We start from the raw sequence: 25,066 nt of genomic DNA on the forward strand, positions 1-25,066 counted from the left end.
AGAAAAATGGCAACCAGGCTTTCACAACTCGCTCTCTGCGAGGAGCTCAAACAAATTGCTCAATCCTTCTTGCGGGGCTAAGTACTTCTTTTGCAACTTTTGGTTCTGACAAGTTAAAATCCGTACCTAAAAACTAAAAAAATGTGTAAGTTTGCTTCATGTTATTCTCCAATATTTTAGGCCAAGAACACATAAAAAAACACCTCACCCAGAGTGTGGATAACGGGCGCATACCACATGCCCAACTTTTTGTTGGAAATGAAGGCTGCGGTACTTTACCCATGGCATTAGCCTATGCGCAATACATTTTATGTTCAAATTCTGGCGGAGAAAACAATACTGGAAACGAAAGTTGTAACCTAAAATTTAAAAACTTTTCACATCCCGATTTACACTTTGCTTTTCCTGTAACCACTAGTGATAAGGTAAAGAGTAAACCCGTATCTGGTTTTTATTTAGAAGAATGGCGCCAATTGCTTAACGAGCAGCCCTATGGCAACCTTTTCGATTGGTACAAACTTCTTGGTGTAGACAACAAGCAAGGTCAAATTGGTGTTGACGAAGCCGTTGAAATCGTAAAAGCACTCACGCTAAAATCGTATGAAGGCGGACACAAAGTAATGCTTATCTGGATGGCCGAAAAAATGAATTCTGCCTGTGCCAATAAGCTTTTAAAACTAATAGAAGAGCCACCAAAAGACACGGTTTTCCTTTTAATAGCCGAAGACGAAGAGCAAATTATAAATACGATTCGTTCGCGCTGCCAAATATTACATTTCCCGCCGCTAGCCGAGAACGTGATTAAAGACGCTTTAATAGCCCAATACCAGGTAGAACCCGCTAAGGCCACCAAAATAGCACATCAATCTAATGGAAACTACAATAAAGCCTGTGACTTGGCTTTTAAAGATTCTGAAGACATTCAATTTGAAACCTGGTTTATATTCTGGATTCGAAGCGCCTTTAAAGCGAAAGGTAATAAAGCAGCCATTCACGATTTAATTTCTTGGAGTGAAGACATTGCCAAAACCGGACGTGAAACTCAAAAACAGTTTTTAAACTTCTGTTTAGATTTTTTCCGTCAGGCGCTACTCTTAAATTACAATGCTACAGATTTGGTTTTTTTCGAACCAAAAACCGATAAATTTAAACTTGAAAACTTTGCCCCTTTTGTTCATGGCAATAATATTATGGACATTAGTAACGAACTTCAAGATGCCATTTACCACATTGAACGCAACGGAAATTCTAAAATTATACTAACCGATTTATCCATCAAACTCACCCGGTTATTACATGCTAAAAAGGCTTAATATTTCACTATGAAAACCATTTTAAGTTATAGCGCTGAATTACTGATTTTAAGCTTTTTAGTGATCACTTTTTTCTGGAGTTTTTACGATAAAGTAAGTGATTGGAAAGGACAAGTTTTCTTTTTAAAAGATTATTTTTCTAAAACTTTTGTACCGCCTTTTATACCTGCTATTTTGGTTTTCATTGTCATTTTAGAAGCTTTCGCTACGATATTTTGCAGTTTAGGCATCTACCAAATTATAGCTAATCAAGAAACGTTTTACGCCTTAGTGGGCTGCATCGTTTGTTGTGTTATTCTTCTAATATTCTTATTTGGTCAACGTATTGCCAAAGATTTTGACGGCGCTAGAAATATGGCCATTTACTTTATTCTAGCTGTTTTTGGCGTGTATTTGCTTCAGTAAACATCTTAAAATACGAAATTCACTCAAAATAAGCCTTCTTAAGCCGCTTTAGTCCATATCAATGAGTGTGACACTGCGTTTATTGGTTTGCGTCACTCTAAAGTAACCGTAAGCATAATTATCGGCATTGGTGGTGTTCACACAGTTTCCTCGTAATTCTACTGGCGTAGGTGCAAACGGATTTCCAGACCCCGACTGACTGTTGAGTAATTGGATGAATTTATAATAACGCTCTGAAACATTAAACAAATTAATATCTACAACATCTCCTGGTTGCAATTCATCGGCTTCATCATCACCACGTTTTTCATAAAAGATACTAATTTCATTACCGTTTAAAAACTCATCAGAGACATCTCTTAATTCAGGATAAGGGTCACCTTCGGTTTTAAATCGTAGCACATAAAAATTCGTTTCGTCACCTGGGTCATCAAAAAACACATTGACTTCTATAGCATCAGGAAGAATACCACCTTCTTCAGATTGAGTCACGGCTTTAATCGGAGTGGTCGCTAATAGAGTTTCTGTAGCGGTATAAACTTCATTTTCATATAAAACCTCCAATTGATAGGTTTCATTTAAATCGACTTCAAAATTTGTAGTTGTATACGTGCCATCATTGTTATTGGTGAAATTAAAAACCATATCATCACTTAATCGCGTCACAGAAACTACAGCGTTTGTTACGGCATCGTTACTATTATTATCAAAATACGCCGAAGTGGTACTCAATTTTACGGTTTGGTTATTTCCTAAAGTGCCCATCTCCCAATCTAGAGAAGCCTCAATCACCAAACGCGGATCGGCGGTAGGTACATCAACATCAATGACATCGGTACAAGACACCAAAAACTGTGTTACTAAAACTACGCTGAAGTATATATATTTTTTCATAGCCTGTTAAAATTTAAAATTATAAGTTACCGAAGGCACGATACCAAAAATAGCAGTTCGCGTCGCTTCATTAACGCCTGTTTCAAGGTTTTGACCAAACGAAATAGAAGCCGCATTTTTACGGTTATAAGCATTGTAAATACTAAACACCCACTCCCCTTTCCAACGAGCCTCTGGTTTACGGTTGGGTTTAAAAGTCGCAGCCAAATCTAAACGGTTATAGGAAGGTAATCTGTTGGCATTTCTTTGGTCATAAACCGCAATAGAAAGGCCTTCATACTCATACTGCCCAACAGGATACGTTACGGGGCGCCCAGTTTGAAAGATGAAATTCCCGCTAAAACTCCATTTATTGGTCAGTTTATAGCTTCCGGTTAATGAAATATCATGTGTTCTATCAAAAGGCGTGTTATACCAATCGCCTTTGTTAATTCCTGGTCCGCCCGCAGTGCCTCCAGGTGTTTTTTGTTCAGATTTAGAAAGCGTATAGGCCAACCAACCTGTAAACTTTCCTTTATTTTTTCGGAATAAAAACTCTAAACCATAAGCTCGAGACTCGCCTTGTAAAATTTGGGTTTCAATGTTATTATTAGCAATTAAGTTTGAACCGTCTATGTAATCAATACGGTTATCAACGGTTTTATAATACACCTCGGTTTCAATTGAAAATTTGCCATCTACCAATTCTTTAAAATAGCCCGCCGAATACTGGTTTGCCATTTGCGGATCTATAAACGATCCACTAGGCGTCCACACATCAAGTGGCGTGGCGTTAGCTGTGTTTGATAATAAATGTAAATATTGTGCTACCCTAGAATACCCCAGTTTTACAGAAGAGTTTTCAGAAAGCTGATAGGCCAAACCTAATCGTGGTTCAAAATTGGAAAAATTAGCAATGCTTTCACTTTTATCATAATCGATTTCCCCGGTTTTGGTGCCTTCCTCATAAATCCCTAAATCGGCATTATAAACCACAGGCTGGTCGTTCGTATAGGCGGCTATAGGTTGTCCGCCCAAACGGTTAAACATACTAAAACGTAAACCTGCTTGTACGTTTAGTTTATCACTTAACTTATGTTCCACGTTGGCATAAAGCCCTGCTTCAAGCGCACGTTTTTTATCTAAAATGAATTCATTAATTGAAGAATCTTCATCAATAGGCTGTACGTCACCAGGGTTAAAGTTATAACGAATAGCACTCGCTCCAAAATCGATGGTGGTTTTGTTGCTTAAATAATACTTAAAATCGTATTTAGCATTCATGTTTTTAATACTCGAGGTCCAATCTAAACCTATAAAACCAATTTCGATTTGATAGTTATAATTGCCATAGATGAAGGACAAATTGGAGAATAATTTATCGTTAAAAACATGACTCCAGCGTAAGTTAAAGGTGGTATTTCCATAAGAATTAGCAAAAGCATCATCAAAATTGAGCACATCCCTTCCAAAATAACCCGATAAGTAGAGCCTATTATTCTGATTAATCTCATAACTTCCTTTGGCATTAAAATCGTAAAAGTAAGCCGTATTATCTTGATCGGCCAGTTTTAAAAATAAATGGGCGTAGGAAGAACGTCCAGCAAGAATAAAGGACCCTTTACTTTTAAACAGCGGCCCTTCAGCAGATAATCGACTCGATATCAAACCAATACCACCATTCATTTCAAAATCTTTACTATTACCGTCTTTTTGCCTGATATCTAACACCGAAGACACGCGCCCGCCATAATTCGCCGGAATATTTCCTTTATACAATTTCACATCTTTAATCACATCGGCATTAAAAACAGAAAAGAAGCCAAATAAATGCGATTCATTAAAGATAATGGCTTCATCTAAAAGCACTAGGTTTTGGTCAACAGCGCCACCACGTACATTAAATCCGTTAGACCCTTCACCATTATTGGTCACCCCTGGCAGCATTTGAATAGATTTTACCACATCAACTTCCCCTAAAACCGCTGGAATTTGTTTTATCGTCGCACTTTTGATTAAAGAAACCCCCATTTGTGGGTCTCTAATGTTTGCTTTTTCGCTTTCTTCCGCAGTAATCACCACTTCATCAAGAGACGTGGTATCTTCCTTGAGTTCAAAAACTAAACTTTGATTGGCATCTAAGACCACCTCTTGTTTAATCGTAGTATAACCCAAATAAGAAACCACAATATTATAGGTTCCCTTGGGCGCTGTTAAGGAATAGAAGCCATACGCATTGGTGATACCACCAACAGAAGTGTTCTCTAAAAATACAGACGCTCCGAAAACCAATTCGCCATTGGCATCATCTTTTACTGTACCACTAATAGTAAAATTTTCTTGTGAAAAAACCAGCAGGCTGAACAACATCAAGCAGGCACTCAGTTTAAGTTTCATAAAATGGTTCGATTAAAATGGGTTACAAAAATGACACAATTTTTGAAAAAACAAATAGCTTTCACACACTTTGGAGTGAATTTTGAATTTTATGGAGTGAAAATATAAAACCTTACGGAGTATATGGTTCAATTGATGTTAAATATGAATTTGAAACAGGTGTACTTAAGCCTTCCACAGTTAATTGCTGTTGATATTTTGGCCCTATTTTTTCTAAATCTTTAATAAATCGCGTATTCACAATAAAGGAGCGGTGCGTACGAACAAGCCCTTTATCAGGGTAAGCATCTAAAATAGATTTCAGACGTGCACGAACCAGTTGTGTTTCTAATTTTCCACTATTGAAATAATTTATTTCGACATACTGGTTATCCGATTTTATAAACACCAAATCATTAAGATTAATCTTTAAAGCCACGGCATTTTTTTCGTTTTTTATAGCAATAATTTCAGGGTTTTCAAACATTGGTTTGCTAGCCAATTGCACCTTCGTTTCCATTTGATTAATAAGACTTTTTTGATGCTTATAAATCATCAATAACAGGCTCATACTAAACGGAAAAATTAAAATCGCTAAGGCTTGTAAAACATTTTTAAGCTGAAATTGTAAAGTCCATTCTTCCGCCCGACTCGCCTGCCCTAAATCAGGAATAAACAAGCTAACCACAAAATAAAGCGCCACTAAAATGATGGCTTCAATGACAAACCAAAAGAGATAAACTTTTAAAGGTTTCTCATAAATTTTAAAAAAGCTTCGTAATATAAACTGAGAGAGGTATAATCCGCAAAAAACCGCAATAGAAACCCCGAGGAGCAAAGCAGCAAAATCAAGGTAAGATTTAGAGTGATTATTGAGTTCATCTGAAATTCCAAAAGGTTGAAAAATCAATAAAAAAAGCACCGTAAAACCAATGGAACAGCAAATGTAAAACCACTTAAATGAATTAGAATCTAAATAGCACGCGGTGTTTTTAAGATGAATATTTAGAGTTTTAAAAACCATTTTTAAGGCTAAATAGCGTATTAAAAATTAAGATATAAAAAAAGCCAAATGAGATCACTTGGCTTTAAAATTTATATTATAACTGAATAATTTATTCTTTAGTATAATCGGCGTTTAAAGCCTCTAATACGGTTTGTGTTAAATCACTTTCCTCAGCACCATAAAGAACAGAGGCAGACGCATCGCTAGTTCCTAATACAAAAGTGTATCCGTTTTTCTTACCGTAATCATTTACGAAATCTTTAACTTTTACGATAACAGAATCAATTTGCGTTTGAAATTCTTGTGTAATCGCTTGTTGCTCAATTTGCATTTGTTGTTGCAACATTTGCTGTTTTTGCTGTAAGCCACCCATAATTTCTTGTGCTTTTTGAGGTGTTTTTTGGGCTACAGCTTGAGCTTCTTGAACTTCAGCTTGAAATGCTTGTCCGATACTATCTGCACGTTTTTTAAAAGCTTCATCTTTAACTTGAAAATTTGCTTCAATATCTTTCTTCTCTTGGAATTCATTAATAACAGTTCCGTTATCAACGAAACCAATTTTTTGTTGCTGACAAGATGTAAATGCAATTGCTAATAAAACGACGTAAAATATGTTCTTCATTATAATTTATTTGTTTGGTTTAAGATTCAAACAAATGTAGGAAAGTAAAGTAAAATCAAATCATGATTTCAAATGATTTTAACATATAGAACAAAACTATATTAAATTATTTTTAAATAACTAAACTCTATCAAAAACAGCTTTATATAAGACGTTTTAAGCGCGTTTTAAAAAACCAATTGGTGTTTGGATGAATGATAGTTAAAAAGCACGAAAAATTGCTTAAAATTAAGTTTTACTCGTTTTTTATGACAAAAATTAGCGAAGAAGACTCTTTTGAAGACCTTGCTTTGAAGTTTGACTTTAATCCAGTAAGAAAACCTTTTATCAATTTCATTCTTCCATTTTTATATTTCTCTGAAAGCAAACTCACATAATAAGCATCAAAAGTCATTGGTTTTACATCTACAATTTTTAAAAGATGTTTGGATAATAAACGCTGCATAGATTTTTTACTAAAATGCCAAAGATGTCTTGGCACGTCGTAGGCCGCCCAAAATTCTTGATAATATTCGGCATCATAACTTTTATGGTTTGGAACGGCAACAATTAAAGTCCCTGTTGGTTTTAGGAGTTTTTTATAAGTTTCTATCTGATTTTCGAGATCTGGAAGATGCTCTAAAACATGCCAAAGCGTAATAACATCGAAACGGTGTTCTTTAAATTTATAAAGTTCATCAGTATCAAAAACACCATCGTTTGTCTTTTTATTAGCCATTTCTCGTGCGTGTTGATTAGGCTCAATACCGTACCCATACCAATCATGACTCTTGGCAACCTTTAAAAAATCACCAGTACCACAACCAATATCTAGCAGAATTTTACCTTCGGAAGCATAGTTATTAATCAGCTTTATTTTTCTTTTAAGCGCAATACCTCTTACTAAATGATAAGCTATTTCGAACAAATTTCGATTAGAATCGGTATGAGAAATATAATCTTTACTCTCATAATATTCCGGTAATTTATCTAAACTAGGCTTCGGAGTGGTTTCTAAAAATCCAAATTCTTGGTTTTCTACTAATGTAAATTCTTCCCCAGAAACGGTATGATCTATAACTTTTAATTGATTTGGCTGCGTCACTTTGTGAAAATTTAAGCTATTTAATGGTATATTTTAATCCAACTATTAAGTTCTAAATGTAATATTATAAACTGAACAGGGGAAAATAAAAGTGAAAAACTAATGACACAACCATGATCATTTAAATAATTAGATCTTCATTTTTTGTGTAAACTTAAAACAACAAAACCTATTATTTGGATCCAAACACATTAAAAATCGATAATAAAATCATGGTTGAGATGCTAAAGATTTTATAAGATTTGAAATAATTCAGCCCTACTCTATCCCTATGAAGTTTAAAAAGAACATAAAAACGATAACTTTTAAACGCTTATTTGACATTAAAAATGAACAGCAAATCAAAAAACAGAGATTAAAAGCTGATCGTTTTAAGTTTAAATTTTAATGATTCATTTGAAAAAAAACTTCCAAAACACAATTAATGATGCTTTCATTATTATAAATCATGCGTATTCAATTCCCCATTTCATAGTTATAAGTTTATAGGAAATTTGAAAAAAAATAAAAATCAAACGTCTTTTAGATAAAAAAGAACCCTTAACTAAACACAAAAAACAACTAAAAACAATCTAGAAACTTCAAAATAGAACACAAACACAATGCGTTTTTCACTCTATTTTAAAACGATTCTCATAAAAAATGGAAACTAAAAAGACCACCAAAAGGATACATAAAGCAAAAAAATGAAGTTTTCAAACAGCTATTCTATCTCAAAAAGATTATCGAAGCATTCAAAAAAACGAGAAATTTCAGCAGGATTTACTGCAACGAAGCATCTCATAAAACTCAAAAACTAATTAAAAACCGACTCTAAATTTAGAAGTAGAATTAAAATTTACGTGTTTTTCATATTAAAAAGAGAAACATTTTGCCTCAAAAAAGAGTCAACAAAAGCAACCTGAAGATCTATTTTAAACAAAAAACGATTAAGAATTCTATTCATAAAACAGATTTAAAAATCTAAAAAAAACACTTTTCAGACTCAAACCAACCACCATTATTATACAAATTACGAAGTCATTTTTCGAAATTTACAGAAGCTTTTCGGCGTTTTAATCCTTGTGTTTTTCTGTTTCAGACATAAAAAAAGCGCTCAAAAACGAACGCTTAAGACTAAAAATTCATCGTAAAAAAGCAGATTAACAAGAGTGAATTAACTTAAAAATCGATGAAAAAAATAGCTGCTAATTCTATTTTATGAATTTAAATCTACCAAAAAGCACTCTGAATTTAGATTAAAATCTTGGATTTTCATCCGCTACAAAACCTGATTTATGCTAAAATTTACGCTCTAAAAACGAAAAAAAACACACATGTTCCACGTGGAACGTTTCAAAAAAAGTATAAAATAAACAGATTATCTACCCATATAAACTAACAATACAGAGATGTCATTTGGCGATACACCACTAATCCTTGATGCTTGAGAAACCGTTGCTGGTTGTATTTTTTTAAGCTTTTCACGAGCTTCAAAACTCATGGATTTGATCTGAGAATAGTCAAAATTAGCAGGTATTTTTACGTACTCAAGTCTGCTTAACTTGTCGGCATTAGACTTTTCTTTGGCAATATACCCTGCATATTTAACTTGAATTTCGGTTTGCTCAATAACCTCACGATCCAAATTATTCGCTTGAATATAACGCTCAATACTTTCAACACCCCTAACATCGTCCATCTCAATATTAGGGCGTGCAAATACCTTAAATATCTTTCCAGATTGCTTCACAGGAGCAGAGTTTTTACGTTCTAAAATCGGGTTTATTTCTTCTGGCTTAACACTAGTTGTCTCGAAAAAATTAACGAATTTTTCTGCTGCTTCATGCTTCTCCTCCATACGTTTTAAACGTTTTTCAGAAGCCAAACCAAGCTCATAACCTTTAGGCGTTAATCTTAAATCTGCATTATCCTGACGCAATAAAGTTCTATATTCTGCACGAGAAGTAAACATGCGATAAGGCTCTTCCGTACCCTTCGTTATTAAATCATCTATCAAAACACCAATATAAGCCTCATCTCTTTTTAGAGTAAACGCTTCCTTCTCTTGAACTTTTAAACTCGCATTTATACCAGCCATCAACCCTTGAGAAGCCGCCTCTTCATAACCCGTAGTTCCATTAATTTGACCAGCGAAATACAAACCACTAACCAACTTAGTTTCTAAAGTATGTTTCAATTGCGTAGGCGGAAAATAATCATATTCAATCGCGTATCCTGGTCTGAAGAACTTCACATTTTCAAATCCAACCACAGAACGTAAAGCCTTGAACTGAACATCCTCTGGAAGCGAAGTTGAAAAACCATTTACATAAACCTCACAGGTATTCCAACCCTCTGGTTCTATAAATAATTGATGACGATCCTTATCCGCGAAACGGTTAATCTTATCTTCAATCGACGGACAATAACGCGGCCCTAAACTTTTAATTCGCCCATTAAACATTGGAGAACGATCAAACCCTTCACGAAGTAAATCATGCACTTCTAAACTCGTATAAGTCATATGACAAGAACGCTGTTTTTCCAAAGGTTTGGTAATATCTAAATATGAAAACTTTTCAGGATTAGCATCACCTGGTTGCTCGGTCATTTTAGAATAATCCAAACTTCTACCATCCACTCGTGGAGGCGTACCTGTTTTCATTCTACCAGATTCAAAACCTAAACTAACAAGCTGTTCTGTAATTCCAGTTGCAGCGCGTTCCCCTGCTCTACCACCACCAAAGTTTTTATCTCCAATATGAATTAAGCCATTTAAAAAAGTACCGTTAGTAAGCACAACAGATTTCGCTTTAATAGAAATACCCAGTCCAGTTTTGACACCAACCACTTGATCATTCTCTACAAGCAACCCCGAAACCATATCTTGATAAAAATCAAGATTAGGAGTGCCTTCCAACAACATACGCCAATCCTCTGCAAAACGCATACGATCACTTTGAACCCTCGGACTCCACATCGCAGGCCCCTTCGATTTGTTTAACATCTTAAACTGTATGGCAGAGGTGTCTGAAACAATTCCGCTATAACCACCTAAGGCATCTATTTCTCGAACAATTTGTCCTTTAGCAATACCACCCATAGCTGGATTACAGGACATTTGAGCGATGTTCTGCAGATTCATGGTAACCAATAAGGTTTTACTACCCATATTAGCAGCAGCAGCAGCGGCTTCGCTTCCTGCGTGCCCTGCACCAACAACTATAACATCATAAACTTCGTTAAACATAATCTGTAATTTCAATAACATGTTCCACGTGGAACACTAATAATTTAAGTTTGCAAATATACACTGAATCCTAGAATTCTATTTCAATATACTTAAGTAGTAATTCTCCTTCTCACGCATTAGTTTCGCTTCTTCATCAGTTTTATCTTTATAGCCACAATAGTGTAAAACACCATGAATGATAACACGGTTAATTTCTTCATTGAAAGCGACATTATATTCGTTGGCATTATCAATAACACGTTCGACAGAAATAAAAATATCCCCTTGAATGATTTTCCCAATGGAATAATCGAAACTAATAATATCCGTTAAGGTATCGTGATTTAAAAATTCCACATTTAATTTATGAAGATAATCATCGTCACAAAACACATAATTAATTTCTTCTAACTTGTGCTTCTCTGAAGCAATCATACCTGTAATCCATTTAGAGATTTTATCTTCAGACGCAATCTTGAAATCGGTTTCGTAATTAAAATTAATCATGGCTTTCCTTAAAGTATTCTTTTACACGTTCTTTATAAACTGGCTGCAAAGGTAAAGCTTGTCTGTTTAATATTTCTGTAGTTTTAAAATATTGTTTAGCCTGAGGAATTTGATTAATGTTAGAATCTTTATACAAGCGCTTACTACTTTCAGATTCACGCTTCTCATCTTCGCCTTGTTCTAAAGTAGCATTTTCCATTTTCAACAATTGATGTTTTAAATTCATCATTTTTTGAAGCGTCTGTTTAGTAAACCCTTTATTCAATAATTCCATTTCAATCTGTTCCATCTGCCTCACTAAGCCACCACCTTTTCCACCTAAACCTTCCTTCGCTAAGCGTTCCTCTAAAGCTTGTCTTAATTCCTGTTGTTGTTTATAAATTTCAAATAACATGGCATCTTGCATTTCAGAATGATCTTCTCCTTCTCCACCATTTTGTTTTCCGTTTTCACCTGTCTTAGAACCTTTACCATCCTTTCCTAAACTCCCTTTATTTCCATCTTGGTCTCCACCCTTTTCGCCTGCCTTACCAGACTCACCCGCTTTACCCTCCTTACCTTCGCCTTCTTGCTTTCCTTCACCTTCTTTAGGTTTTCCTTCTTCACCAGACTTCATGCCTTCTTCCATCATTTTATTAAGCTCTTCTTGCCCCATAATAATGTCAGGTAACTGCATTTCCCCTTGCCCCCCTTTTCCAGCAGACATGCTCATGCTCTCCTCCATATTATCCAGCACATCACTTAACATATCAGATAAGTTATTAGTTGCTGTAATGATGAATTGTTGATTTGATATGGCTTGAAATAAATGATTATCTGCAAACAACTCTAAAGCTTTATCGATGTTATAATAAACTTCTGAAATTTCTTTATTCACCTGTTCAGATAATTTTGGCTGACGCAAAGAAAGCGCAAACAAACTATCATCTACATGCTCAAAATACTCACGCAAATTATTTTGTTTTTTAAGATAACTAGCAAATTTATTATGATTGCCTTCTATATTTTTAAAACGATTCATTAAGTCTTCTTCTTCAAATGAAAACAAAACCAGATTATCAAGAATTTGACGCAGCATGTCCATATCCTCTTGCATCTTTTCTTGACCACCAGCTTGCATGGCCCCTTTCATATTAGCGCTCATTTGTTTCATTTTTTCAGCAGCCTTTTTCTGACTCTTTTGAGCATTCTTTAGTTGCTGATCGTTTTCTTGTCCCCCAGCATCTTGTCTCGATTCTGGCGTTTCCTTTTCTTCTAATTGTTGAAGCGCTTCTGTAGCTTTTTGTTGTTCATTATCAACTTCCTTTTCATCTAATTTATCGCGTGGAATATCAATAGGTTTTTTAAGCGCCTTACTCTCCTCTTCTAAGTTTTCAATTTCCTTTTTATAGTCGTGGAATTTTCTATTTAAAGAATCCTGGGCTTTCTTATTATTTTCATCTTTAGATTTTTCTGACAAGGCTTCTTGTGCTTCAGCTAGTTTTTGTAAATCATCCTGGAGTTTTTCTAATTTTTTTTCTACATAAAACCGTTTAGTCAATTCTAGCATTTGTTCTAAACCACGTTTCTTACTTTTATTCTGTTTGGATAATTCTTCAAGTTTATCAATCAACTCTTCTTTGTTAATTTTCTCCTGAAGCCGTTCCAATTCACGAAGTAACTTTTCATCCTTTTTAAGTTGTTCTTCATTCTCCCTTAAACGTTCCTTCAAATCTTCCTTAAACTGATCTTCTTTTTTGTTTTCCTTCTGAAATTCCTCTAAATTATCAGTGAGCTTTTTATTGAAATTTTTCATCATTTCATCTTGCTGCTTTTGATATTTTAAAAACGATTCTAATTTCTTCTTATCATTAAAATTCAAATTCTTTTTTTCGCGTTGTGTCTTGGTTAATTCATCAAGTTTCTTTTCTTGTGTATCGAACTTTTCTAAGGATTTATTAAAATTATCAATAGATTCTCGCTGCTCTTCTAAACTTCTTTGCTCTTCTTCATCTAAAGTACGTTTTCTATAACTAAATATCTGACTTTTAGCGGTTTTATAATTATTAACACGATCATTATCAACTACTTGAAAATATAAATCATAAGAAACAGCTGCTTCAATTTCAAGATTATTAGGAAAAGCTGAAATGAAATCTGCAATATTTCCATTGGCAATAGGAATAGAAACAACAGCCTTTTCATTCTCACTATTAGAAGGGTAATATACCATTTGAAGTTTTGAAAATCCGTAATCGTCACTAACCTGGCCGTAGAAATATAAACTTTGTAAATCAACAGAATCCTTTTCAACTTTTAATTTAATTTCTGGATATTCATCCTTTACAACCCCAATATTAAAGGCTAGATTTTCATAATTCCGTAAGGCATTATTACTAGTACTAAGCGTATATGCATAATTATTAAAAAGGCGTTTTGTCGTTTCAAAAACACCAGGATTAGAAACCTTAAAACTCGTGGTATCTTTTGCAAAAATTTGAACTTCTTCAGTAGATTTCGTGTATAGTTTCCAAGTCACTTTTGTCCCTTCAGGAACTAGGGCGTTTCCCGTACTTTTGAAAACGTCATCTGCTTTTTTTGTATAATCAGGATAATCTAGAATCATATTGAAACTTACCAACGAAGGCGTTTCTATAACATGAAGTTCGTAATACTTCGAATACACATTATTAGAAGACAATTGGAATTGGATATTTTCCTTAGGTTGTGAAAAAACATATTCAAAAGCTCCTACGCCCTTTTGCTCTAAAAAATAATTTTCATCATTATAAGTGATTTGCACATTTTCAGGAACAACATCACCAGCGGTTTTAACAATCAATTTAAAATCATTGCTTTCAATAGCGTTTAAATTTTCGTTCATCACAAAAAACTGAAACGGTGCTGGTGGTTCATAAGCCGTTTTATAATCGACCACACGTTTATAGCTATCACTAAACCAATTGATATTTCCTGACAAATAGATAACTCCTAAAATAATTACAGGAATCGCAGCATATTTTAAATACCCCAGATTCTCTTTAAAATTTACAGCAAGCTTAAAAGGCACGGGTTGTAACTCTAACGATTTTTGTTCGATGCTTGCTAAAAGTAATTCCGATTGTGTTTTATCCCGATGTAATTGAAGAACATTTAATAATTTATCGTTCACTTCCGGAAAATGCTTTCCAATAATATTAGAAGCCTCATCGTAATTTATACCTTTTTGAAGCTTTAATAATTTGGCCAGCGGTAAAAAAATGAATTTGATTAATAAGCCAAACTCTACCAAAATAAACAACCAAAACAATCCTGTTCTAAAACTCGGCCGTAGCCATAAAACAGATTCAATAAACAGCGTTAATAAAAAATATAACAAGCCCATGGCGAAAAATAAAATGGCGCCTTTAAGCAATTCATTCGTATAAAATCGCCTAATAAATACTTCTAATTTTTGCTGTATGATTTTGAAATTATTCATGTACTTATCGAAACTGCTTCGTATATAAACTTTTAACTTACTAAACTACAATTTTATTTTTTACAAGGTTCAAAATTAGCTGTTAATTGTATCTTTGCAGCGCTTTCCATTAATATATTTTGGAAGCCATTTTCACAAGAAATTTAAAATATCATGACCAAAAAAGTTCGTGTGCGTTTTGCACCTAGCCCAACAGGACCCTTACATATTGGTGGCGTAAGAACCGCTTTATTCAATTATTTGTTTGCTAAAAAACACGGTGGCGATTTCATCTTACGTATTGAAGACACCGACCAAAACCGCTATGTAGAAGGTGCCGAACAATACATTATAGACGCCTTAAAATGGTGTGGTATGCCATTCGACGAGGGTGTTGGCAAGGAAGGTGAATATGGTCCTTACAGACAAAGTGAACGTAAAGATTTATACAAACAGTATGCAGACGACTTAATTGCATCTGGGAATGCTTATTACGCTTTTGATACTGCTGAAACTTTAGATTTCCATCGAAAAGACCATGAAGCTAAAGGAAAAACCTTTATTTATAACTGGCATAACCGATTAAAATTAAGCAATTCATTAGCGCTTAGCGCGGAAGAAACTCAAGAGAAATTAGATGCTGGTGAAGATTATGTGATCCGTTTTAAATCACCTCAAGACGAAACTTTACACCTTAAAGACATTATTCGTGGTGATATTAAGATAGATACGAATATTTTAGACGATAAAGTTTTATATAAAAGTGATGGGATGCCAACGTACCATTTGGCAAATATTGTAGACGACCATTTAATGAAGATCACTCATGTTATTCGTGGTGAAGAATGGTTACCTTCTCTGGCTTTGCACTACCAATTGTACCAAGCATTTGGTTGGGAAGCTCCAGAATTTGCACATTTACCTCTAATTTTAAAACCTACCGGAAAAGGAAAATTAAGTAAGCGTGATGGTGATAAATTAGGATTTCCAGTGTTTCCTTTAGAATGGAAAGACCCAAAAACAAATGATGTATCAAGAGGCTATAAGGAAGATGGTTATTTCCCTGAAGCTATGGTGAATTTCTTAGCCTTTTTAGGTTGGAATCCAGGTACTGAACAAGAGATATTTAGTCTTGAAGCACTTATAAATGCCTTCGATTTAGAACGCGTTAATAAATCTGGTGCCCGTTTTGATCCAGATAAAACAAAATGGTTTAACCACCATTACATGCAAGAGCAACATAACGATATACTTGCGGAAACTTTTAAACCAATTGTTGATGAAAAAACAGCTTCGGATATCGATTTACAATACATCAGTATGGCGGTTGGGTTAATCAAGGAACGTGCTACTTTTGTATCCGATTTTTGGGATTTAAGCCACTATTTCTTCATGGCGCCTACTTCATATGATGAAAAAGCATCGAAAAAAGCTTTTAAAGAAGAAACTAAAGACATTTTATCTGAAGTCATTACTATTGTGAGAAGCATTGAAGATTTCACTGTTGAAAACATGCAAACCGCAATTAAGGGTTGGATTACTACCAACGAAATTGGTTTCGGAAAAGTTATGATGCCATTACGTTTAGCTTTAGTTGGAGCTTTACAAGGTCCAGATGTTTTCGATATCATGTACATGATTGGCAAAAACGAAAGCATAAAACGTATTGAAAACGTCATTTCAATACTATAATTTTCTAATTATCCTGAACTTATTTTAACTGAAGCTTACTTCAGAATTAAAAAATAAGTTCAGGATAATTCTTTTTAAAAAGTAAATGTTGCCGCTAAAACCAACATTTGTTGATGGCCTTCAAACTTCGATTTACCACCAGTATGATCTACATTTTCCTTATTTAACTTATCCAGACTATTGGTGAAACCGTAAATATATTGACCTTTAATCATAAAATTTCTAATCCCAACTGAAGCACCAACAACACCATTAACATGAAACTTAGATAACTCTCTAACGGCATCGGCTGTTAGATTATCATAGTTATTTATATAATAATCCTCCTGACGTTCATCACGAAATTCTAAATTTCCATTGTGCTGTAACATGGGGCCTAAATCGATAGTAAGGTAATTTTTTATCAACTTAACATGTAAAGAAAAGTCTAATTGAACCACTAACAATTTGTAATCGATATAACTTTCTTCAAGACTTAATAAACTTGGTCTTCCTAAAATTTCAATTTTATTTTCAGAAAACTGCATGCCATAGCTTAAATTATACCATCTATGTGGTATATCTACGGAAGCACGTAAACCACCTAGATAACCATTGGAAGCTTTGGTAGTAAAATTATCGGTTATGATATCAAACTGTGTAATACCACCAGTAATTCCAAAACCATTTCTAATTTGATAACGTCCGCTTTGAGAAAAACTTTTTGTAACAAAACATAGTATTGTTGCTACTAATAATAAAAATGACTTATATTTCATACATTTTGCATTAAAATGCTAAAATAGTATATTTTCCATATCTTAAAACTTCTAACTTTTTAAACTCAATTTTATGAATTTCGTTACCATTCCAATTATCGTCCTTATAATCTTTATAATAATTTCAGGACTATTTACCGTAAAACAACAAACTGCAGCCATTATAGAACGCTTTGGTAAATTCCAAAGTATTCGTCATTCTGGACTTCAATTAAAAATTCCTTTAGTTGATCGTGTAGCAGGCCGATTGAGTTTAAAAATTCAGCAATTAGACGTGATTATAGAAACAAAAACCTTAGATGATGTATTTGTTCGCCTCAAAGTTTCGGTGCAATACCGCGTAATTAGCGAAAAAGTTTACGATGCTTTTTACAAGTTAGATTACCCGCATGAACAAATCACCTCTTACGTTTTTGATGTAGTACGTGCAGAAGTTCCTAAAATGAAATTAGATGATGTTTTCGTGAAAAAGGATGATATTGCTTTGGCTGTAAAAGCGGAATTAAACGATGCCATGTTAGATTACGGATTCGATATCATAAAAACATTAGTAACAGATATTGATCCAGATGCACAAGTAAAAGCAGCGATGAACCGTATTAACGCTTCCGATAGAGAAAAAACAGCGGCCCAATATGAAGGTGATGCCCAACGTATTTTAATTGTTGAAAAAGCAAAAGCTGAAGCTGAAAGTAAGCGTTTACAAGGACAAGGTATTGCCGATCAGCGTCGTGAAATAGCACGCGGATTAGAAGAATCGGTTGAAGTATTAAACCGTGTGGGTATTAACAGCCAAGAAGCCTCTGCCCTAATTGTTGTAACGCAGCACTACGATACCCTACAATCTTTAGGTGAAGAAACCAACAGTAACTTAATTTTATTACCAAACGCCCCACAAGCCGGAAGTAACATGTTAAATGATATGGTCGCTAGTTTTGCCGCGAGTAACCAGATTGGTGAAGCAATGAAAGCACAGAAGAAGAAACAAGCAGAAGATAATGAGTAAAATTTTTATTCTTTTATAAAGACGTTGAATTGTTTATTTGTTGAACTGTGTCGCTAGCGAAAGATGTTGACGTTTTATGTTGATTTCGAAAACTGTTGAATCGTTTATTTGTTGAATCGTTGAGCCGTGTCTCTTGCGAAACCAATAATCGTTTATTCGTTTAATTGTTTAAACGGATTCAAAAAAACAAAATCATATTTATAGAATTTTAACAGGCCTTATGTTTATGAAACATGAGGCTTTTTATTTGAAGGAGATTCAATGTTTTTCTGTTTAGTGTCGTAAATCAACAATCTCGTCATGCTGAACTTGATTCAGCATCTCATTACTACTTTAGGTGCATAAATTTTAGTAAAACCTGAAAAGAAAGGTTCAAGAAAACAAGATAAGGTTGTCCTAGTTTATGTATATACCGATAAAATTTAAGCTATAATCAAACCAAACGTGAGCCACTTTATGCGACCCTGAAACAAGTTCTGGGTGACGTACGTTTGCAATATTTATAAGAATAAAATTATTGAAATCCGGTTAAACGAATAAACATTTTTATAAACGTATAAACACCAATAAACCAATAAACGATTCAACAGTTAAACATTTTAATAAACAATTAAACAACCTTAAAAGGGTGTCTCTCCTCCCATTCCTGCTTCGGGTTCATCAACTTAAAAACGGGTTTTAAAAGGGAGTTCAGTGACGGATTGGTGTGTTTCATATACATCTGCATAGGAAGCCCTATCGCGCCCACAGAACTTTTAATGGTCATAGCTGTTCGCGCATAAACGATCTGCGTAAAACGATTTTCAATACCAAATTCTAACATATCATAAAGCATATTCAAATAGAGTTGATTGGGGTACTGATGTTCAGAATCATAACCCAAAAAATATGTTTCTAACTGTTTTCCGTTTAAAATTAGGGTATAAAAACCAACCAATTCTTCGTCTAAGAAATAGCCGAAAATCTTAAAATGGTCTTGTAAATGCTGTTTTAGGCTTAAAAAATGATTCTCTGGAAGTCTAAAACTGTTAAATTTAGCATTATTAGAAACATTTAAATACAATTTATGAAGTGTTTTATTATGACTTTCAACAGCAGATAAATCCAATTCAACACAGGTAATTTTACCTAATTTCTTTTTAGCGCGCTTGTAACGGTCTCTGTATTTTTTTGTTAATTCGGAAGTGTAATTCGTTATTGTTTGCCATTCTGAAGGTACTTTAAAAATCATGTTAGGTTGTACCGAAACTTGATGCAATTTATGTTTCTGAAAAACTGAAGCTTGGTTATACAAAACATCATCAGTAAAAAAGTCTTTGAAAATCATTAAACGCACCGTTTTCTTATGATTCACCTTAATACGTGTTTTTAGCGCGTTTAAAGCTTCCATAACCAAATCTGAATATGATGCGTAAGAAATCATTTTTTCGTTAAAAAACATCCCGTGTTGACCTGTATGGGTTAAATTACCAACCACCAAGACATTTCCTTTTAAAACTTTAGAAATCATTTTTTGAAACACCTCTTTGACACAAGACACTTCAGATTTTCTAAACATATCTTCCAAATACAATTTCACATGCTGAACAACGGCGACACCGATAAGTATATCCTCTAAAAAAACACCCACATAATACAACTGAATATTATCTGGCGCCCCTTGTTTTAAAGCAAATAAATACTTCTTTTGAAGGAAAATATCATGACTAGCTAGAGCATCCCAAGATTCTGGAAGTGCTTCACTACTGTCATAAATTTTATAGGTTTTCAATAGAAATAATAAAGACCGAAAATTACAATTCTCAGTCTTTATTTTAGTTAAAAGATTACAAAAATAATGTGATAGATAATATTATTTCCAAGCGCAAATGATACCGCCCATGATGGCTAAAGTTACAATCCAATACCCACTATTTATAAAAATATACTTTGCGCCTTTACGTTCAAATAAGGCATTAGTACCTAAAATTGGTAAAACAACAAATATACCGGTAAGTATACCATGTAAAGCACCATGTTTAAAGGTTCTAAAATTATTAGCATAATCGGCTATAAAAGCATCATATGAAGGTAAGGCTTGCGTTGGATCTCCTCCTACCAAGCTTAAAGCACCAACTTGGTGAATAACGATTCCAGGAAGTGCCGAAGATAACATGAATGCAAAAAGTAAGGCCAGACCAAATATTTTAGCCATGTTTCCTCCTTTTAATTCTGCTTCAGTTAATCCTGCAGCTTGCATCCAAGCATTTCCAAAGACTTTGGGGTGATACCAAATAAACCCGATAACTAAGGCCGAAAAAGCAGCAACAAGCATGGCAATAAGGTTTAAATAAGCTTCCATTTTATAAAGTTTAGTGGTTAGATTATAAAGGTAGTTAAAATTTAAAAAAACAGGTTTATTAATTGATAATCTGTTCTTTAAAAACACTTAACCTTTTATTATAATCTATATTTTGCACTTCAATGAGATCTAATAAACTATGATAAATAATATCTGTACTAAAAGGTTTAGAACTATTATTTAATAAAGCATTTACCTTATTGGGATATAATTTATTAAACTTATTAGAATACCAGATCAACATTGCAGGATTCTTACATGCTTCTAAATTTTGCGCGTGTAACCACTTTCCATTTTCACCTAACCCCTCTCCATGATCTGCTATATATATCACAATAGTAGGCTCATTTATTGTCTTCATAAAACCTATTAAATCATTTAAAAAAAAATCAAGATATACTAATGTATTATCGTAAGAATTTATAATATGCTTGGCATCCAAAGAAGGGATATATTTAGAGTCTATTACCGGTTTAAACTTTCTAAATTTTTCACTATATCTATTCTCATACCACCAATGACTTCCCATCATATGAAGACTAAATAACTCAAGATTAGAATTCATATTTTCTTTTTTAAAAACATTTAAAAGTTCCTCATCAAGTGCCTTATTAAAACTATAAACAGATCGCAGACTATCTACCAAAATGACTTTCTGATTTGTTCTTACAATACTTTCATAACTTCGTTCAAGCTCCTGATTTCCAATCCATGTGGTACTAAATCTACTCCCATTAAACACATCATAAACAGAAGTTAATTCATCAAGCTGTTCAGTATGAATACCAGCATCAGTAATTATTCTTGGTAAACTTGAAGCAGTGTAAGTATGCGGAGTATAAATGCTTTTAAAACTAACTACATTTGACAATTGACTTAACATGGGTGTAGTTTCCCTGTCATAACCATTTAACCCAAGATGATCTGCCCTAACCGTTTCTCCTAGAACTAAAACAATTTTTAAATTATCAACGGCACTAACAATCTGTTGGTTAGATAGGTCTGTTAATACAAAATTTTCAGTATTAAAATAATCTTTCAAACCAAAATAAACATTATAAGGTAATCTACTCCTAAAAGTTCCTCCTCTCCTATTCTCAATAAAACTATAGCTATAGATTGAAATAAGTGATAATAAAACAAAAGAAGGAATTACTTTTTTAGGACTAATTTTGTTATACAACCTGTTCAAAAGAAACAAAACAAGCCCAATAAACAACATATAACAAACATACTCAACAGAAAATAAATCAATCGCTATAGATGGTTTTGTTTCTAAAACAGATGTAATTAATACATTAGTTACAGAGATATCTTGAGTATAAACCCAAAACGAGAACAGGCATAAAATAAAAAATAAGGGAAGAAATAAACACTTAAAAACCCACTTATTTAAAGTAAAAAAGTATATGTAACCAGAAATAGAAAACTGTAGGAGAATAACATGACCTAAATAAAGTGTTCGATCCGTAACCCCAGATACAGGTGTATGAATATATGATGCTAATGTTATTAAAAAAAAAACAGCTGCATTTAAAATCAAATAAAAATAAATCTCCTTTTTATGAGCATGTAAAAATAAAGTCAAACTATTTCTTAATCTTTCCATTTAGTATTGGTATGTATTTATTAGCTAAACTAATAACAGGCCAAATTAATGCTATTTGAACAAAAACCAAAACAAACTTAGTAGGCTCACTAAAAGTAAATACACTCACGCCAATGGTTAGTAAACCCAATTTAATGATACTCATTGCCCTTAAATGAAGTGCTAGCAATGGAATTGTACATTTCCCTAAGTAACTAAAGAAACCGAAAAATTTAATCTGTTTACAAAATAGAGTTACAAAAAACACACCTATAAATCCATTAAAAATAAACAAAGGAATGCTTCCATAAATGGATCTGTACATATCCACTTTAGTATTAAAGAATGCTATAAACGTTAAAAGAAAAAAACAAAAGGTTACAACTCCAGTTTTTTTCTTTGGTTTAAATTCTAATAATTTTCTTTTCAATAAAAACCCTGGAACATAAAAAATTAATGAAACTAGCGATACATCTAAACTCCAAGGTAACTTAAATTCGAAGTAAATAGGGTAAAGAAATCCAACAGTAATTAAGATTCCTACCAATAATAACTGCGACTTTATTTCTTTAAAAAATTGACAAATATAAAATATTGCAAACGTTAAAAAAATTGAGGGTAAAAACCACATGGGAATACCCCAATCCATAAAAGACACATCGCCCTGGGCATAGAAAACCCCAATTAAACCATCAAAAGGGTCTAAATCAATATGAGAACTTTCACCAACATGTCGGCCAATTATCAACCAAAAAATATACAATAAAAAGCTCCAAATAAAATATGGAATTAAGATAGTTTTTGCTCTTTTTACAATATGCTCACTTCTTCTTTCTTTTGGATGAAATATCCCTGCTATAAAGAAAAAAAGCGGTACGTGAAAACTATAAATGTATGATTCTAAAAACGGAAAATTATGACCATAAATAACGAGAAAGATTCCTAATCCTCTAGCTCTATCTACCCATTCATGTCTAATATTCATTATTTATAATACTTTTACTACTGCTTGGAGCAACTCATTTTTATTTTCTAAATATTTCGCTATAAATTCCTTTATTTCCAAATACTTTTAAGTTATACCCAATAAAACCAACTACTAAGGCCGAAAAAGCAGCAACAAGCATGGCAATAAGGTTTAAATAAGCTTCCATATTATAAAGTTTAGTGGTTAGATTATAAAGGTAGTTAAAATACTCAGGAATATCGTCAGACCTATTCAACAACAAAGAAACCTGATTTATTATAAATTTACTTTTATTTGTAAAACCCTTTAAATCTGGTATTATTCTAAAAAGCTAAACCAACTAAGATAAAACATGAAACAACACATCTCCTTAACCCTAGTATTATTTACTGTATTAACATTTAGTCAAAATAAAGAGTTGTTAAACCCTAATTTTTCGGAGTACGAATTTGATCCTCAAGAAAAAATTGAGCACTCAAGAAAATTAGATCAAGATAAGGTTTACCAAAAGTTACAGCAAGAGAAAAGCGTCAATTTAAAAACGAATGCTACCATTTTGTTAGACTCTACGGTTGGGTTTAGTTATAACAGCCCTATAGATTCAATACGTAGCTTTAAAACTATTTATCGATATGATAAAAATGATAATACAACAGAAAGGATGGGTTATCAATGGGACACAACTAAAAATACCTGGATTGAAAGGAATAAACGAGAAATTACTTATGATGATAAAAATAATTTAACCTCAGACCTGAATTATAATTGGAATTCTTCAATAACAGATTGGGAAATCTCTTCAAAAAATGAATATAAATATGACGCTAATGAAAATTTAATTTATGAAAGTTTACTTTTTTGGGATACCAATTTAAATAAATGGATAATTGGTTTTAAACAAGATAACAATTACAATGAAGATAATAATTTAATATCCAAAGAATGGAGCGATTGGGATGATACAAAAAATGATTGGGCTCTATCTTCTAAAGATGAATTCGAATATGACAGTAATCAAAACCAAATTTTAGGCACATTCTACAATTGGAATTCTAGCACGAATAATTGGTCTATTGAACAAAAAACAGAATATAATTATGACCAAAACAACAATCTTATTGAAGAATTACAGTACAATTGGGAATTAACCTATTGGGATCCTAATTCTAAAACAGAATATAGCTATGCTGGTACTGATAATTTGATTTTAAAAACTGCTTACATTTATTCTAATACAACGGGTGCTTGGAAATATCGTTCAAAAAATGAATTTGATTTTAATCAAAATGGTAAAATAATTTTATTAGCATTCTATACTTGGGAAGATCATTTGAATGATTGGAGAAAAGATTATAAAACAACAGTTTCCTATGATGCTAATAATAATAATAATAGAAGTGTACAATATGTACAAGTTAAAGATTCTGGAAGTAACAGCTGGATTAACAGCTCAAAATCTACTTATTTATATGATAATAATTATAACGAAATAACATCAAATTATTCGTGGAATACAACGATTCAAGATTTTGAATTAACTGGTAAAATATTCTATTATTACGAAGAAGATAACTCCTTAAACACAGAAGGTATTTCGTTACCTAAACTGGCATTCTACCCAAATCCTACAACAGATTATATCCATATCAATGTGGCTGATAGTTTTTCTGAAATGAATATCAAACTCTTTGATATGGCTGGAAGAAAAGTGTATAATCATGACATTCATAACAGTAAAACCATAGATTTAACTGAAGTAAAACCAGGACAATACGTCTATAAAATTATAATTGATAATAAAGTTTATCAAGGGAAATTGATAAAGAGATAAAAGAAAAACCAATAGCCCTGCTAGTTACAAACTAGTAGGGTTAA

19 protein-coding genes are annotated in these 25,066 nt (G+C 33.1%); 5 read left to right on the forward strand and 14 right to left on the reverse strand.

The features are described 5' to 3' along the window. The first annotated feature begins 158 nt into the window (after window positions 1-158). Window positions 159-1,313, forward strand: coding sequence for a DNA polymerase III subunit delta' (locus Q4566_RS05505; RefSeq protein ID WP_303419368.1), 1,155 nt, complete (start codon window positions 159-161; stop codon window positions 1,311-1,313). Between the two features lie 9 nt (window positions 1,314-1,322). After that, complete coding sequence (locus tag Q4566_RS05510; RefSeq protein ID WP_303419371.1) at window positions 1,323-1,718, forward strand: DoxX family protein; 396 nt, start codon at window positions 1,323-1,325, stop codon at window positions 1,716-1,718. Between the two features lie 48 nt (window positions 1,719-1,766). On the opposite strand, the gene Q4566_RS05515 is transcribed toward Q4566_RS05510, so the two are convergent. From Q4566_RS05515 to Q4566_RS05550, 8 genes are all read right to left on the reverse strand, one after another. Further along, window positions 1,767-2,612: a DUF4249 domain-containing protein gene (locus Q4566_RS05515; RefSeq protein WP_303419372.1), complete on the reverse strand. Its 846-nt coding sequence runs from the start codon at window positions 2,610-2,612 to the stop codon at window positions 1,767-1,769. A 6-nt stretch (window positions 2,613-2,618) separates the two neighbouring features. Further along, complete coding sequence (locus tag Q4566_RS05520) at window positions 2,619-4,988, reverse strand: TonB-dependent receptor (protein ID WP_303419374.1); 2,370 nt, start codon at window positions 4,986-4,988, stop codon at window positions 2,619-2,621. A 112-nt stretch (window positions 4,989-5,100) separates the two neighbouring features. Further along, complete coding sequence (locus Q4566_RS05525; protein ID WP_303419376.1) at window positions 5,101-5,991, reverse strand: LytTR family DNA-binding domain-containing protein; 891 nt, start codon at window positions 5,989-5,991, stop codon at window positions 5,101-5,103. A gap of 91 nt (window positions 5,992-6,082) precedes the next feature. Beyond that, a complete protein-coding gene (locus Q4566_RS05530; protein WP_303419378.1) occupies window positions 6,083-6,595 on the reverse strand; it encodes an OmpH family outer membrane protein in 513 nt (170 codons plus the stop codon). Window positions 6,596-6,830: 235 nt separating this feature from the next. Next, the gene (locus Q4566_RS05535) at window positions 6,831-7,679 is read right to left on the reverse strand and encodes a class I SAM-dependent methyltransferase (protein WP_303419381.1); all 849 of its coding nucleotides are present in this window, start codon (window positions 7,677-7,679) and stop codon (window positions 6,831-6,833) included. 1,360 nt (window positions 7,680-9,039) lie between these two features. After that, window positions 9,040-10,911: a tRNA uridine-5-carboxymethylaminomethyl(34) synthesis enzyme MnmG gene (mnmG, locus tag Q4566_RS05540; protein WP_303419383.1), complete on the reverse strand. Its 1,872-nt coding sequence runs from the start codon at window positions 10,909-10,911 to the stop codon at window positions 9,040-9,042. A 78-nt stretch (window positions 10,912-10,989) separates the two neighbouring features. Continuing rightward, complete coding sequence (gene ybeY / locus Q4566_RS05545; RefSeq protein ID WP_303419386.1) at window positions 10,990-11,400, reverse strand: rRNA maturation RNase YbeY; 411 nt, start codon at window positions 11,398-11,400, stop codon at window positions 10,990-10,992. Then, window positions 11,393-14,860 (reverse strand): DUF4175 family protein, encoded by a 3,468-nt coding sequence (locus Q4566_RS05550; RefSeq protein WP_303419389.1) that lies wholly within the window; start codon window positions 14,858-14,860, stop codon window positions 11,393-11,395. Before Q4566_RS05550 ends, ybeY begins: the two co-directional genes overlap by 8 nt. Before the next feature lie 153 nt (window positions 14,861-15,013). Here Q4566_RS05550 and gltX point away from each other — a divergent pair, with 153 nt between their 5' ends. Beyond that, window positions 15,014-16,531: a glutamate--tRNA ligase gene (gene gltX / locus Q4566_RS05555; RefSeq protein WP_303419392.1), complete on the forward strand. Its 1,518-nt coding sequence runs from the start codon at window positions 15,014-15,016 to the stop codon at window positions 16,529-16,531. A 74-nt stretch (window positions 16,532-16,605) separates the two neighbouring features. Here gltX and Q4566_RS05560 read toward each other — a convergent pair whose 3' ends face one another. After that, window positions 16,606-17,289, reverse strand: a complete 684-nt coding sequence (locus Q4566_RS05560) for a hypothetical protein (protein WP_303419395.1) — start codon at window positions 17,287-17,289, stop codon at window positions 16,606-16,608. Window positions 17,290-17,362: 73 nt separating this feature from the next. Here Q4566_RS05560 and Q4566_RS05565 point away from each other — a divergent pair, with 73 nt between their 5' ends. After that, entirely contained in the window at window positions 17,363-18,295 is a 933-nt protein-coding gene (locus tag Q4566_RS05565; RefSeq protein ID WP_303419398.1) for an SPFH domain-containing protein, read from the forward strand. A gap of 610 nt (window positions 18,296-18,905) precedes the next feature. On the opposite strand, the gene Q4566_RS05570 is transcribed toward Q4566_RS05565, so the two are convergent. From Q4566_RS05570 to Q4566_RS05590, 5 genes are all read right to left on the reverse strand, one after another. Further along, complete coding sequence (locus tag Q4566_RS05570; RefSeq protein ID WP_303419400.1) at window positions 18,906-20,066, reverse strand: GNAT family N-acetyltransferase; 1,161 nt, start codon at window positions 20,064-20,066, stop codon at window positions 18,906-18,908. A gap of 81 nt (window positions 20,067-20,147) precedes the next feature. After that, on the reverse strand, window positions 20,148-20,636 hold the full coding sequence (locus tag Q4566_RS05575) for a DUF1761 domain-containing protein (RefSeq protein WP_303419403.1): 489 nt from the start codon (window positions 20,634-20,636) through the stop codon (window positions 20,148-20,150). 58 nt (window positions 20,637-20,694) lie between these two features. Further along, the gene (locus Q4566_RS05580; RefSeq protein ID WP_303419406.1) at window positions 20,695-22,245 is read right to left on the reverse strand and encodes a phosphoethanolamine transferase; all 1,551 of its coding nucleotides are present in this window, start codon (window positions 22,243-22,245) and stop codon (window positions 20,695-20,697) included. After that, entirely contained in the window at window positions 22,226-23,209 is a 984-nt protein-coding gene (locus Q4566_RS05585; RefSeq protein WP_303419408.1) for an acyltransferase family protein, read from the reverse strand. Before Q4566_RS05585 ends, Q4566_RS05580 begins: the two co-directional genes overlap by 20 nt. Before the next feature lie 40 nt (window positions 23,210-23,249). Then, complete coding sequence (locus Q4566_RS05590) at window positions 23,250-23,378, reverse strand: hypothetical protein (RefSeq protein ID WP_303419410.1); 129 nt, start codon at window positions 23,376-23,378, stop codon at window positions 23,250-23,252. Between the two features lie 165 nt (window positions 23,379-23,543). On the opposite strand from Q4566_RS05590, the gene Q4566_RS05595 reads away from it, so the two are divergent. Further along, on the forward strand, window positions 23,544-25,022 hold the full coding sequence (locus Q4566_RS05595) for a T9SS type A sorting domain-containing protein (protein ID WP_303419412.1): 1,479 nt from the start codon (window positions 23,544-23,546) through the stop codon (window positions 25,020-25,022). Window positions 25,023-25,066: the final 44 nt, after the last annotated feature.

It is taken from the genome of Tamlana sp. 2_MG-2023 (assembly GCF_030548465.1).
Lineage (GTDB): Bacteria > Bacteroidota > Bacteroidia > Flavobacteriales > Flavobacteriaceae > Pseudotamlana.